General features: G+C 69.4%; 10 protein-coding genes. 5 read left to right on the top strand and 5 right to left on the bottom strand.

What is annotated here, in order from left to right:
- Positions 1-222: 222 nt before the first annotated feature.
- From ABIA35_RS10065 to ABIA35_RS10075, 3 genes are all read right to left on the bottom strand, one after another.
- Positions 223-2,625 carry a glycoside hydrolase family 65 protein gene (locus ABIA35_RS10065; RefSeq protein ID WP_370357634.1) on the bottom strand — a complete coding sequence of 801 codons (2,403 nt, stop codon included), beginning with the start codon at positions 2,623-2,625 and terminating at the stop codon, positions 223-225.
- Positions 2,622-3,419, bottom strand: coding sequence for an HAD family hydrolase (locus ABIA35_RS10070; protein WP_370357635.1), 798 nt, complete (start codon positions 3,417-3,419; stop codon positions 2,622-2,624). The genes ABIA35_RS10065 and ABIA35_RS10070 overlap by 4 nt, the downstream gene beginning before the upstream one ends.
- Positions 3,420-3,529: 110 nt before the next feature.
- Entirely contained in the window at positions 3,530-5,101 is a 1,572-nt protein-coding gene (locus ABIA35_RS10075) for an FAD-binding protein (protein WP_370357636.1), read from the bottom strand.
- A gap of 134 nt (positions 5,102-5,235) precedes the next feature.
- Here ABIA35_RS10075 and ABIA35_RS10080 point away from each other — a divergent pair, with 134 nt between their 5' ends.
- Positions 5,236-5,757, top strand: a complete 522-nt coding sequence (locus ABIA35_RS10080; protein WP_370357637.1) for a GyrI-like domain-containing protein — start codon at positions 5,236-5,238, stop codon at positions 5,755-5,757.
- A 45-nt stretch (positions 5,758-5,802) separates the two neighbouring features.
- Here the strand turns inward: ABIA35_RS10080 and ABIA35_RS10085 are convergent, their stop codons facing one another.
- Together ABIA35_RS10085 and ABIA35_RS10090 are read right to left on the bottom strand one after the other, a co-directional pair.
- Positions 5,803-6,081, bottom strand: a complete 279-nt coding sequence (locus ABIA35_RS10085; RefSeq protein ID WP_370357638.1) for a hypothetical protein — start codon at positions 6,079-6,081, stop codon at positions 5,803-5,805.
- Between the two features lie 75 nt (positions 6,082-6,156).
- Entirely contained in the window at positions 6,157-8,223 is a 2,067-nt protein-coding gene (locus tag ABIA35_RS10090; protein ID WP_370357639.1) for an alpha-galactosidase, read from the bottom strand.
- 174 nt (positions 8,224-8,397) lie between these two features.
- Here ABIA35_RS10090 and ABIA35_RS10095 point away from each other — a divergent pair, with 174 nt between their 5' ends.
- The 4 genes from ABIA35_RS10095 (at position 8,398) to ABIA35_RS10110 (ending at position 13,007) form a co-directional block, all read left to right on the top strand.
- Positions 8,398-9,579 (top strand): ROK family protein, encoded by a 1,182-nt coding sequence (locus ABIA35_RS10095; RefSeq protein WP_370334082.1) that lies wholly within the window; start codon positions 8,398-8,400, stop codon positions 9,577-9,579.
- A gap of 113 nt (positions 9,580-9,692) precedes the next feature.
- A complete protein-coding gene (locus tag ABIA35_RS10100; protein ID WP_370357640.1) occupies positions 9,693-11,036 on the top strand; it encodes an ABC transporter substrate-binding protein in 1,344 nt (447 codons plus the stop codon).
- Between the two features lie 49 nt (positions 11,037-11,085).
- Positions 11,086-12,054: a carbohydrate ABC transporter permease gene (locus tag ABIA35_RS10105; RefSeq protein ID WP_370334084.1), complete on the top strand. Its 969-nt coding sequence runs from the start codon at positions 11,086-11,088 to the stop codon at positions 12,052-12,054.
- Positions 12,051-13,007, top strand: coding sequence for a carbohydrate ABC transporter permease (locus ABIA35_RS10110; RefSeq protein ID WP_370334085.1), 957 nt, complete (start codon positions 12,051-12,053; stop codon positions 13,005-13,007). Before ABIA35_RS10105 ends, ABIA35_RS10110 begins: the two co-directional genes overlap by 4 nt.
- Positions 13,008-13,023: the final 16 nt, after the last annotated feature.

The raw sequence follows: 13,023 nt of genomic DNA on the forward strand, positions 1-13,023 counted from the left end.
GCCGTCTCCAGTACCGGCCAGGCACCCTGGCCGGCTTCATCGCCAAGACCGGACTCGACCTACAACCCGCGACACCCGATCCGAAAGCCCTCTAGTTCGCCCAGCGATTTCCGCCTCGCTCTGATGGCGAATCCGATGGCGAATCTGATGGCGATGGCGATGGCGATAACCGATGGCGACGATACCGACCGGTGGGCAAGGGCGCGGCCGATCCGGCCGGACCTAAGCCGGAGACCGCCGCGCACTAGGCCGGTCCGCCTCGATCGGCCCCACCATCGATCCCGCCTCCCGCCGCCGCGGCTCGCGCCCCTGCGGCTGATGCGGCGGGGTTGTCGGGGGGATCCGGGCGATGGACCGGGTGACCGGGCTGTCCTCGGCGAGGGTGATCGGGTCGCCGTGGTGCAGGATCTTCAGCGCGGGGCCTTCCAGCAGCTGATACGTGACTGTTTCCGCCGTGATCTCCACGCGGATCCTGCTTCCGCGCAGGGCGAGGTTGACCGCCAGCCGCGTGATGCCCGAGGGCAGGCGGGGGCGGAAGGCGAGCGTGTCCTCGTGTTCGCGCATGCCGGCCAGGCCGGCGACCAGGGCGATCCAGGTGCCGGCCAGGGAGGCGACGTGCAGTCCGTCGCGCGTGTTGTGCTCCAGGTCGTCCAGGTCCATCAGCGCTGCCTCGGCCAGGTAGTCCTCGGCCAGTTGCAGGTGCCCGACCTCGGCGGCCATCACCGCCTGGACGCACGCCGACAGGGAGGAGTCCCGGACGGTGAGTGCTTCGTAGTAGGCGAAGTTGCGGGCCTTCTGTCCGTCGGTGAAGGCGTCGGGGCGCAGATACATCGCCAGGACCAGGTCCGCCTGCTTGACGACCTGCTTGCGGTAGAGGTCGAAGTAGGGGAAGTGCAGCAGCAGCGGGTACTGCTCCGGCGGGGTGTCGGCGAAGTCCCAGATCTCGTGCGAGGTGAAGCCTTCGGCCTGGGGGTGGACGTCGAGGACGTCGTCGTAGGGGATGTACATAGCCGCCGCCGCGTCCCGCCAGGAGGCCGCCTCCTCGGCGTCGACGCCGGCCTCCAGCGCCCGGTCGGAGTGGCGCTCGGCCACCTCGGCGGCCGCGAGCAGATTGTGCTTCGCCATCAGGTTCGTATAGACGTTGTTGTCCGCGATCGCGCTGTACTCGTCGGGTCCGGTGACGCCGTCGATGCGGAAGCGGCCGCGGGCGTCGTGGTGGCCCAGCGAGCGCCACAGGCGGGCCGTCTGGATCAGCAGGTCCAGCCCGATCGTCTGCTCGAAGTCGTCGTCGCCGGTGGCGGCGATGTAGCGGGTCACCGCGTCGGCGATGTCGGCGCCGACGTGGAAGGCCGCGGTGCCGGCCGGCCAGTAGCCTGAACACTCGGCGCCGGCGATGGTGCGCCAGGGGAACGCGGCGCCCTTCAGGCCGAGTTGGCCGGCCCGCTCCTGGGCCATCGGCAGCGTGTCGTGGCGCCAGCGCAGGGCTTCGGCGGCGGCTTCGGGCAGGGTGTATGTCAGCACCGGGAGGACGAAGGTCTCGGTGTCCCAGAAGGCGTGGCCGTCGTACCCGGTCCCGGTCAGCCCCTTGGCCGGGATGGCCCGGCCCTGGGCCCGGGCGCCGGCCTGCAGCACGTGGAACAGCCCGAAGCGCACCGCCTGCTGGATCTCGGCGTCCCCCTCGACCTCGACGTCGGCGCGCGCCCAGAAGTTGTCGAGGTACTCGCGCTGCTCGCTGACCAGACCGTCCCATCCGGTTCGGGCCGCGGCGTTCAGCGCGCCCTCCACCTGGGCCCGTACCGCGGGCTCGGACCGTGCCTGCGACCACCCATAGGCGACGTACTTGACCAGCCGCACCCGTTCTCCCGGCTTCAGCACGGCCGTCACCGTGTACCGGGCCAGGTCCTCGAAACACTCCACGGTCTCGTCCAGCGAGGGCGGCGCCTGGACCTGATGGCCCATGGCGGCGGCGACCCGCAGCCCGCTCACGGCGGTCTGGTGCACCAGCACCGCGCCGCTGGGCCGGCTGCTGTGCTCCTCCGGCACCAGCGGCGAGTCCAGGACGGCCGAGGTCCGGGGATCGCCGGAGATGTGGGGGAGCGCCTCGTTGGCGACCAGTTCGGACTGGACCACCACCCACATCTCGTCGACGGCCTCGACCTCGTAGCAGATCGCCGCGATCGCGCGCTGGGTCATCGACACCAGCCGGCGCGAGTGCACCTTCACCTTCTTGCCGCCCGGGGACTCCCACGTCACCCGGCGCTCCAGCAGGCCGGTGCGGAAGTCCAGCACGCGCTCGTGCTCCAGGACGTGTCCGTAGCGCAGGTCGAACGGCGCGTCGTCGACCAGCAGGCGGATCACCTTGCCGTTGGTGACGTTGATGACGGTCTGGCCCGCCTCCGGGTCGCCGTACGCGGCCTCGGCGTAGGGCAGCGGATGGGACTCGTAGACGCCGTTGAGGTAGGAGCCGGGCAGGCCGTGCGGCTCGCCCTCGTCGAGGTTGCCCCGCCAGCCGATGTGGCCGTTGCCCAGGGCGAAGACCGATTCGCTCTGGCCCAGGACGTCGAGGTCGAACTCGGTCTCGCGCAGGCTCCAGGGCTCGACGGCGTAGAACGAGTGACTGATCATGCTTTGCCGCCCTGGTCGGTGTTTTCGGCCAGCAGATCGGCCAGGTCGGTCACGACCGTGTCGGCGCCGTGCTTGCGCAGTTCCTCGGCCTGCCCGATCCGGTCCACGCCGACCACGAACCCGAAACGGCCGTCCCGGCCGGCCTGCACGCCGGCCAGCGCGTCCTCGAAGACCGCGGCCTGATCGGGCTCCACACCCAGCTTCTTGGCCGCCGCCAGGTAGGTGTCCGGGGCGGGCTTGCCCGGCAGGTCCTCCTCGGCGATGGTCACGCCGTCGATGCGGACCTCGAACATGTCGGCGATGCCGGCGGCCTCCAGGACGCTTTTGCAGTTGGCGCTGGAGGAGACCACCGCGCGGTGCAGCCCGGCGTCGCGGACGGCCTTCAGGTAGCGGACCGAGCCGGGGTAGACGTGGACGCCGTCGGTCTTGAGCAGATCCAGCACGATCTCGTTCTTGGCGTTGCCCAGGCCGTTGACCGTCTCGGTGCCCGGCTTGTCGTCGGGGGAGCCCTCCGGCAGCTCGATGTGCCGCGACTCCAGGAACGAGCGGGTCCCGTCGGCCCTGGTCTTGCCGTCGACGTAGGTGTCGTAGTCGTCCTTCGGATCGAAGGGGACGAACGGTCCCGGACGGGAGCGCAGGTAGGTGTCGAACATCTGCTTCCAGGCCGCGGCATGGACCTTAGCGGTCTCCGTCAGGACGCCGTCGAGGTCGAACAAGCACGCCCGGATCCGCTCCGGCAGACCGGTCGCCGGGGTTGCCGCTCCATCGTCCGTGTGCTCTATTCGTCTGTCCATGTGCTCTATTCGTCCATAGCCGACCCGGGCGTGTCGACCCGGAGGGCCCCGGTTGTACCGCGTCCGGGCCAATCCCGGACCGGTCCCTGCTTTGGATGGCTCTGAATGCCTCACTCCACCGGAATCGACTGCTCGTGGTGGAAGACGTCCGCCGGATCCCAGCGGTGCTTCACGGCGACGAGGTTCCGTTCGTTGCTCCGGAAGTTGTCGAGGAAGTACAGCCGCAGCGCGTCGTCGACGTCGCCCCGGGAGTGGGTGCCCAGGACGTTGTCCGGATAGTTGTAGTACGCGCCGGCGACCGTTCCGCTCGGGTCGTTGGCCGGGTCGGGCGTCCCGCCGTAGTCGGCGTAGACGTCCCGGTAGAAGTCGTTGATCCACTCCAGGTGGGCGTCGGACTGGACGTCGTAGGGCGGATGGTCGCCCTCGCCGGGGCGCGCGGAGTTGAGCCAGTAGGTCTGGTACTGCAACTTCATGATCGAGTCGCGTTGGGGGACCGCGGTCGCGTCGGGGGCCACCCGGTTGACGGCCCCTCCGTAGCTGTCGACCTGCAACAGGCTCTGGTTCATGTCCGCGTCGTCGACACCCTTCGGCGTCGTGTGGAGCCAGCGGTAGATCGCATTGATCTGATTCGAGGGGAAGGCCTTGTTCATGTACGCGGACTTGTACTTGCCGAACTGATTCGGCCCGGAGCTGTTCATCGTCTGCAACGCTTCGAGGTAGGTGACCTGCTGGACGCTGTAGGTCCCCATGGGCGCCGTCATCCATCCCGGATGGCCGCCGAGCGGGGCGCGCAGCGGTGTGGGCTCGGCGACCGTTCCGAACAGCGTCCGCGCCTCGGTATACCGTCGCTCGACCTCGGCGCGGTGGTCCAGCAGGGTGGCGCCCTCGGCCGACACGGCCTGGACCACCATGCCGATCTGCCCGGCCGACACGTGCGTGAGCTTCAGCAGGCTGAACTGCGTCTCGGGCATTTCGGTCACGTACTGCGTGTAGACCGCGAGCAGGTTCTCGAACGACGCCGGGTCGATCGTCGGCCAGTCCCAGGACAGGGTGAAGATCGAGGCGAACTCCGGCGCGTCGGGCAGCGCGTCGAAGTAGTAGCGCAGGATGACGCCGAAGTTGCCGCAGCCGGCGCCCTGCAGGGCCCAGAACAGGTCGCGCTCGTCCTGCGAGGGGCTCGTCGCCGCCACGTGGTGCAGCTCGGCGCTGTCCGACTTCGCGTTCCAGGTCACGATGTCGACCCCGGTGAGGAGGTCGACGGTCAGCCCGTGCAGCCGCGACAGGAGCCCGTACCCGCCGCCGGTGATGTGGCCCCCGGCGCCGACGGAGTAGCAGCTCCCTGCGGGCAGGGTCTTGTTGTAGGCGTTCAGCAGAGTCCGGTAGACGGTCCAGTTCTCGCACCCCGCCTCGACGAAGTAGGCGGACCGTTGCTCATCCCAGCCGACCCGGTTCATCGCGGCCATGTCCACCACGGCCTTGGTCGAGTCGTTGTAGATGAAGTCCTCGTAGCAATGACGCCCCGACACGACTTTGACATCGCGGCCGTACCGCGAGATCGCTTCGCCGACCTGTGCGACCGCCTCGGCATCGTTCTCGGGGATGTAGACCGTCTCGAGATTCGGGGCGAACCAGCGCCGGTTGAAGCCCTGCCGGTCGCTCGGGACAACGGGACGTGAACCCATGGTCCCGAGCGTGACAGGTCGCGCCGGGGCCGCAAGCCGAGGAGGCCGGTCGGTGGACGCCCTCGCGCGGCCGCATTGGCTGAGGCATTTTTGTCTGAGGCATTTTTGTCCGAGGCGATCCGTAGGGTGCGGGCATGACTGCTTCCCTGACCACACAGCCCGTCGTCGAGCACCGCGCCGAACAGCCCTGTGTCGGGATCACCGAGGTGGTCACGCTGGAGACGTTCGACATCGTCGAGCGGCGACTGCCAGAGGTCCTGACCTGGCTGGCCGCCCAGGGGCTCGAACCGGCCGGCCCGCCGTACTTCCGGTACCACGTCATCGACATGTTCCGGCGGCTCGAGGTCGAGGCCGGGGTTCCCGTCGCGACGGCTGTCGACGTGGCCGGCGGCGAAGCGGCCGGCGAGGTCCGCGCCGGCGTGCTGCCGGCGGGCCGTTACGTGGCCTACACGCACACCGGCGCGCCCGACACCCATATAGATGTCATCACCGCGATCCTGGAATGGGCCGCCGGACGGGAACTGGTCTGGGACACGACCCCGACCCCGGAAGGCGACGCGTGGGGCTGCCGGCTGGCGAGCGTCTTGTCGGAGCCGGGCACGCAGCCTCCCGGCGCGGAGCTGGTCACGGAGTTCGCTTTCCGCCTCGCCGACTGACGCCCGCGCACGGCTTCGCGCAGGGTTTGCGGGATCCGGGCCGCGTCAGCTGCCGCCGGTCGCTGCTTGTGACTCGGCACGGCCGGAAACCGCCCACCACTCGACCAGCCGCTCGGCGACCGCGCCTATCTCGGCGAGAACCGGCTCCAAGCCGAAGTGATCGGTCACCTCGTGCCGGAGGAACTCCTCGACCTCACGTCGGCCGGAGCCGTCGCGGAGCCGTTCGAGGAGCGGATCGATGAGGCAGTCGTACTCATCCGCGACGAGATCAGCTACACCGATCGGATCCCACTCGTTGAGCAAGTGTCGCAGGTCGCTGATCATTTTCTCCGGCGGAGTCCACGGTTCCATGACTCAAGATTGTCACCCTTGCCGTAGCCCGACCGGCTGCCTCACGCCCTACCCCCGCCGCAAATGCAGCACCGTACTGGCGTAATCCCCCTCCGGCAGCTCAAGCGCCAGTCCGGCGCGCGCCGTCGCCCCGCTGATGCGCACGTCCCGATCGACGTCGTAATACTCCGCATCGCCGTCGAGCGCGGTCAGCCGCACCACGGGATTCGGCAGTCCGGCGCCGGTCTGCGGCCGCCAGGCGATGACCACGTGCTCGTCGCCGTCGGCCGATGCGTAGTGCACCGCTGTCGTGTGGCCTTCGGTTGTAGGTCGGTGCAGTACTCCGTGCTGCACGACGCTGCGGATGCGCTTGTACGTCGCGACCAGGTCGGCGGCCTCGGTCAGCTCTTCCTTGCTCCACTCGGTCAGCTTGCCGCCGATGCCGAGGGCGCCGGCCATGGAGACGTGGAACCGGAAGCGCAGGGGGGTGCTGCGGCCGGTGGCGATGTTCGGGCTGTCGGTGATCCAGGCGGCCATGACCTGCGCGGGGAAGTACTGGCTGAAGCCGTGCTGGATGCCCAGGCGGTCCACCGGATCGGTGTTGTCCGAGGTCCAGATCTGGTCGGTGCGGGCCAGGACGCCGGCGTCGGCGCGGCCGCCGCCGCCCGCGCAGGCCTCGATGCGCAGGTGCGGGTGGTCGGTGCGCAGGCGGTCCATGATGCGGTAGACGGCTCGGGTGTGGTCGATCCACAGCCGGTCCGGGTCGGGGTGGCCGGGTCGGCCGGCGTCGGTGACGGCCCGGTTGGCGTCCCATTTCAGGAAGTCGATGCCGTTGTCGCGGACGAGCCGGTCCAGCCACTGGTGGGCCCACCGTTCCACCTCCGGCCGGCCGTGGTCCAGCATCAGCTGCTGGCGCAGTTCGGTCGCGTCGCGGCTCGGGGTGTGCAGCACCCAGTCGGGGTGCGCGCGGTACAGGTCGCTGTCGGCGTTGACCATCTCCGGTTCGACCCAGAGTCCGAACCGCATGCCGAGCTGGTGCACCTTCTCCACGAGCGGCCCGAGGCCCTGGGGGAACGCGCCCTGATACGGCTGCCAGTCGCCCAGGCCCGCGGTGTCGTCGCGGCGGCCGCCGAACCAGCCGTCGTCGAGCACGAACAGCTCGACGCCCAGCTGCGCGGCGGCCTCGGCCAGGCGCAGCTGTCCGGCCTCGTCCACGGCGAAGCCGGTCGCCTCCCAGGAGTTGTAGACCACCGGCCGGTCCTCGGCCGGCGTCGGGATGACGTACCGCCGCAGGTAGTCGTGCCAGGCCCGGGTGGCGCCGCCGAACCCGTCGACGGTGTGCACCCCGGCGAACACCGGGGTCTGGAGGCTCTGACCCGGGCCCAGGGTCCAGCTCAGGCCCTCGTGGCCGAGGCCGCCGGTGAAGGTTACCCGGTCGGTGGGGTCGCGGTGCAGCGCGATCCGCCAGCTCCCGCTCCAGGCCAGCGCCGCGCTCCAGACCGCGCCGCGGTCCTCCTCGGCGGTGCCGTCGTCGACGGCGAGCCAGGGGTTGGCGTGGTGGCTGGTCAGTCCGCGCCGGCTGGTGAACACGGTCTCGGCGACCGGGACCGGGGTCCGGCGCAGCTGGAACTCCTGGTTCCAGGTGCCGACCAGGTGGCTCATCCGGTAGTCGGCGAGCGGCGGGAGGGTCCAGGCCGCGGAGTCGGCGCGGCCGACGGTGACCGGTTCGCCGCCGTCGTTGATCAGGACGGTCCAGCGCTCGATGACGTCGGTGTCCGGGCGTACCCGGTAGTGCAGCTCGGCGCGCAGCGGATAGCGGCGGTCGTGCAGCGCGATCACCAGGTGCCCGCCGTCGATCTCGTGGCCGGCGCGGCCCCACTGCGCGCCGCGGGTGCCGTCGGCGAAGCGGATCTGCAGGCCCGCCGGGCCGAAGCGGGCGCCGGTCTCGATGCCGAGCTCGTCGGCCGTGCCGTCGCCGTCGAAGCTGTTGGTGAGTGCGGGCCGCGGTGACGCCTCGACGGCCTCGTGCGTGCCCCACGCGACGTGGCGGGGACTGCCGTCGGGATCCTCGCGGATCACGTAGCGGGTGCGGGGTGTGGTCAGCAGCCAGCTGCCGCGTGCGGGGTCGTAGGTCACAGATTGCGGGGGAACACGCACAGGTCAACCTCACCAGGCAGGCCGAAGGCAGATCTAAGAGAAGATCGCGGAGCAGATTGAAGAGCAGATCACTAAGCGGTGGTGAGCGTAGGGCGGGCCGCGGCCTGAAATCAATACTTGACGAAAGAAATTAATCAGCGTTACGTTTCCGCCGTGTCTCCGAACAGATCACCCCAGCCGCTGGCCGCCACCCCGGCCGCGACCGCCGTGCTGGCCATGGTCCTGACCGAGGGCCCGCTCAGCCGGGTCGATCTGGCGCGGCGGCTCGGCATCTCCTCGGCCGCCGTGACCAAGGCCGCCCGGCCCTTCCTCGACGACGGCTACCTGCACGAACTGGACTCCGAACGGACCGCGCCCGGCGCCGGCCGCCCGGTCAGCCCGCTGGCGATCACCCCCGACCGGGAGTTCGTCCTCGGGATGAAGGTCACCGCCGACGAGGTGATCGGCGTGGTCTGCGATCTGAAGGCCCGGATCCGGACCTCGGCGCACCGCTCCCTGCCGGACTGCGAGCCGGCCACCGTCCTGGACACCCTCACCGTCCTGGCCGGCGAACTGCTCGACTCCGATCCGCGGGTGCGGGCCAAGACGCGCTGCCTGGGACTGGCCGTCTCCGGCGACGTGGACCAGGCCGAAGGGCTGGTCCGGCTGTCCCCGCTGCTGGGCTGGGAGAACGTGGACCTGGCCGGCCCGGTGGGCGAGGCCACCGGTCTGGCCGTGGTGGTCCAGAACGATGTCAAAGCGCTCACAGTCGCCGAGCACTGGTTCGGCGAGGGCGTGGGCACCGACGACTTCACCCTGGTCACCGTCGGGGCCGGCATCGGCTGCGGCATCGTCACCGGCGGCCGGCTGCTGTCCGGCGCGTACGGGGTGGCCGGCGAGGTCGGCCACATCTGTGTCGACGCCTCAGGCCCGGTCTGCCACTGCGGCGCCCGGGGCTGTGTCGAGGCGATCGCCGCCACCGAGGCGATCGTCGGCCGGGCCCGGCAGCTGACCGGGCGCGGCGACCTCACCTTCACTGAGGCCGCCGAGCTCGCCCGGTCCGGGTCGGCCGGTTCGGAAGAGGTGCGCGCCCTGTTCTCCGAGGCGGGCACCGCGATCGGCCTGGGCATCACGGCCGTGGTCAACCTGATCGGCCCGGAGCGGATCGTGGTCTCCGGCGAGGGCCTGGACGCCTACGACCTGTTCGAGACCGAGATCCGCGAGGCGTACGCCACCCACGCCTTCGGTGCCGCGGCCCGCGCTCCGCTCACCATCCGGCCGCTGCCGTTCGAGGAATGGGCTCGCGGCGCCGCCGCGGTCGGCATCCAGTCGCTGTTCGCACCGGCTCGCCGCTAGCCACCGGCCGTATCGGCACGGGCGAAAACCACACATCACCCACGCACCACGGGGACCCGCTCTGCCGAGCGGGTGACCTCTCATACCCGCATTCCCTCATTCAGGAGGACGTCATGTCCCGTGGATCAAGCGCTTCACCCACAGATCGTATAGACGGCATAGGCCGCCGCAGCCTGCTGCGCGGCGCGATAGGCGGCGCGGGCCTGCTGCTCGCCGCCCCCGCCCTGGACGCCTGCGCCAAGAGCACCGCCTCGGCCTCCTCCGGCAGCGGCGGCGGAGGCGGCAGCCAGGTGACGTTCGGCTCCGACGGCTCCGACCCCACGCCCCGCAAGGCGTACGGCGCCCTCACCACCGCGTTCACCGCCGCCAGCGGCATGCAGGTCCGCACCAACGTCCTGGACCACAACAGCTTCGCCCAGCAGATCACCGCCTACCTCCAGGGCACCCCGGAGGACGTGGTCACCTGGTTCGCCGGCTACCGCATGCAGTTCTTCGCGCAGAAGAACCTGCTGCACCCGATCGACGACGTCTGGGACGCCATCGGCGCCAACTTCTCCGACGCCGCGAAGAAGCTGAGCCTGGGCCTGGACGGCAAGGCCTACTTCGTCCCGCTCTACAACTACCCGTGGGGCGTCTTCTACCGGAAGAGCCTGTTCCAGGCCAAGGGCTACCAGCCGGCGGCCGACTGGGACAGCTTCGTTGCGCTGTGCGGCCAGATGAAGAAGGACGGCCTGTCCCCGCTCGCGGCCGGCTTCGGCGGCGGCGACTCCTGGACCAACCTGGGCACCTTCGACTATCTCAACCTGCGGATCAACGGTTACGACTTCCACATGCAGCTGATGGGCGGCAAGGTCTCCTGGTCCGACCCGCGTCTGAACGCCGTGATGGACCACTGGCGGCAGATCGCGGCGTTCAACCAGGCCGGCGCCTCCGGGCGCAAGTGGCAGGACGCGGCGCAGTCGGTGTTCGACAAGAAGTCCGGGATGACGGTCACCGGCCTGTTCATGGGCCAGGCCATCACCGACGAGACGCTGCGCGACGACATGGACTTCTTCCCCTTCCCGGCCATCGACCCGACCCACGGCCAGGACGCCGTCGAGGCGCCCACCGACGGGTTCGTGCTGAGCGCCAAGGCCAAGCACGCCGACGCGGCCAAGAAGATGCTCGAGTGGATCGGCACCCCGGCCGCTGAAACGGTTTACGCCGGTGTCGACCCGAGCAACGTCGGGGCCAGCACCAAGGCCGACGCCGGCAAGTACAACGCGCTCCAGCAGAAGTCGGCGCAGCTGATCGCCTCGGCGAAGTACATCACCCAGTTCGGCGACCGGGACAGCGACCCCGGCTTCATCTCCGCCGTCGTCGAACCCGGATTCGCGCAGTGGCTGGCCTCGCCCGACGACGGCGCGTCCACGCTGAAGAAGATCGAATCGCAGCGCTCCCAGTACTTCACGTCCTGATGGCGGCCGGCGAGCGGATCGGTCGGAAATGGCCGGAAAGGGGAGTGGCATGGCCCTCACAGCCGAAGTGACCGGCAAGAACGCCAAGTCCAGGGCACCACGGCGCGGCTCCCGCATGCGGGTGCTGTCGGTCGGGGACAAGGCGTTCCTGGCAGTGCTGATCGGGGTGCCGCTGCTCGCGCTGCTCGCCTTCGTCTGGCTCCCGGCGCTGGCCTCGGTCGGGATCTCCTTCACCCAGTGGGACGGCATCGGGTTCGACTCGATCCACTGGGTCGGCCTGCAGAACTACAAGAACATCTTCACGAACTACCCGCCGTTCTGGCCGGCCGTGGAGCACAACGTCATCTGGATGGTGTTCACCGCGCTGGTGCCCACGCCGGCCGGCATCTTCCTGGCCTACCAACTGGACCGCAAGATCCGGTTCAGCCGGGTCTACCAGATGGCCATCTTCCTGCCGGTGGTGCTGTCCACGGCCGTCGTCGGGTTCATCTGGGAGATCATCTACGACCCGGACCACGGATTGCTCAACAGCGCGCTGGGGACCAACAACCCCTCCGGCAAGCACTACATCGACTGGCTCGGCAACCCGCACCTGAACCTGTGGGCGGTGCTGGTGGCCTCGGCGTGGCGGCACACCGGCTACGTGATGATCCTGTACTTGGCCGGCCTGAAGAGCGTCGACCCCTCGTTGCGCGAGGCCGCCGCGATCGACGGCGCCAACGGCCGGCAGACCTTCCTGCGGGTGATCGTGCCGGCGATGAAGCCGATCAACGTGACGATCATCGTCATCACGGTGATGGAGTCGCTGCGCGCCTTCGACATGGTCTACGTGCTCTCCGGCAACAACGGCAGCAAACAGGGCATGGAGCTGCTGTCCCTGCTGATCACCAACAACACCGTCGGCGAGTCGCCCCGTCCGGGGTACGGCTCGGCGCTGGCCACCGTGCTGCTGGTGGTGTCGCTCGGCGCGATCGTCACCTTCCTCGTGCAGAACTTCCGGAAGGAGCGCCAGGCATGACCACCACCACCGGGACCGGCCTGCCCAAGGCTTCATCGAGTTCACCGACGGCGGCCCGGGCCGGCCGGACGGGCAAAAAGGGCAGCGCGCCGTCCGGAACCCGCAAGCCGCGCGGGATCGGCCGGCACGTGTTCCTGGCAACCGTCTCGATCGGCTGGCTGATCCCGCTGCTGTGGGCGCTGTTCACCTCGCTGCGGTCCTACTCCGACACCGCCGAACACGGCTATCTGAGCTGGCCGCACGGGTTGAGCTTCGACAACTTCAGCACCGCCTTCGACCAGTCCGGGATGCCGCACTTCTTCTGGAACAGCCTGCTGATCACCGTCCCGGCGGTGCTGCTGACCCTGCTGTTCGCCTCGGCCGTGGCGTTCTTCGTCTCCCGGTTCGACTTCCGGTTCAACATCGCGCTGCTGATGCTGTTCACCGCCGGGAACCTGCTGCCGGCCCAGGTGATCATCACTCCGCTGTACAAGCTCTACCTGCAACTGCCTCTGCCGAGCTTCCTGAGCGGATCAGGGTACTTCTACGACTCGGCGTTCGGCGTCATCACCATCCACGTCGCCTACCAGTGCGGCTTCTGCGTCTTCGTGCTCAGCAACTACATGCGCACGATCCCGCGGGAGATCAGCGAGGCGGCGCTGGTGGACGGCGCGCCGGTGTGGCGGCAGTACTTCCAGATCATCCTGCCGCTGTGCCGGCCGGCGTTCGCCGCGCTGGCCACGCTGGAGTCCATCTGGATCTACAACGACTTCTTCTGGTCGCTGATCCTCATGGAGACCGGGGACAAGCGTCCGGTCACCTCGGCCCTGGCCGGGCTGTCCGGCGAGTACTTCACCAATCCCAACCTCATCGCCGCCGGGGCCTTGATGACCTGCGTCCCGACGCTGGCCATCTATCTGGTCCTGCAGCGCCACTTCGTGGGCGGCCTGACCATCGGGGCGAGCAAGACCTGAGCTGTACCTGTATCTG

Origin of the sequence: Catenulispora sp. MAP12-49 (genome assembly GCF_041262705.1) — a bacterium.
Lineage (GTDB): Bacteria > Actinomycetota > Actinomycetes > Streptomycetales > Catenulisporaceae > Catenulispora.

Excerpts from the sequence above, each read along its gene's own strand:
- ABIA35_RS10085 (WP_370357638.1), bottom strand. The coding sequence starts at position 6,081 with ATGATCAGCGACCTGCGACACTTGCTCAACGAGTGGGATCCGATCGGT.
- ABIA35_RS10105 (WP_370334084.1), top strand. The coding sequence starts at position 11,086 with ATGGCCCTCACAGCCGAAGTGACCGGCAAGAACGCCAAGTCCAGGGCA.
- ABIA35_RS10100 (WP_370357640.1), top strand. The coding sequence starts at position 9,693 with ATGTCCCGTGGATCAAGCGCTTCACCCACAGATCGTATAGACGGCATA.
- ABIA35_RS10110 (WP_370334085.1), top strand. The coding sequence starts at position 12,051 with ATGACCACCACCACCGGGACCGGCCTGCCCAAGGCTTCATCGAGTTCA.
- ABIA35_RS10075 (WP_370357636.1), bottom strand. The coding sequence starts at position 5,101 with ATGGGTTCACGTCCCGTTGTCCCGAGCGACCGGCAGGGCTTCAACCGG.
- ABIA35_RS10080 (WP_370357637.1), top strand. The coding sequence starts at position 5,236 with ATGACTGCTTCCCTGACCACACAGCCCGTCGTCGAGCACCGCGCCGAA.
- ABIA35_RS10070 (WP_370357635.1), bottom strand. The coding sequence starts at position 3,419 with ATGGACAGACGAATAGAGCACACGGACGATGGAGCGGCAACCCCGGCG.
- ABIA35_RS10065 (WP_370357634.1), bottom strand. The coding sequence starts at position 2,625 with ATGATCAGTCACTCGTTCTACGCCGTCGAGCCCTGGAGCCTGCGCGAG.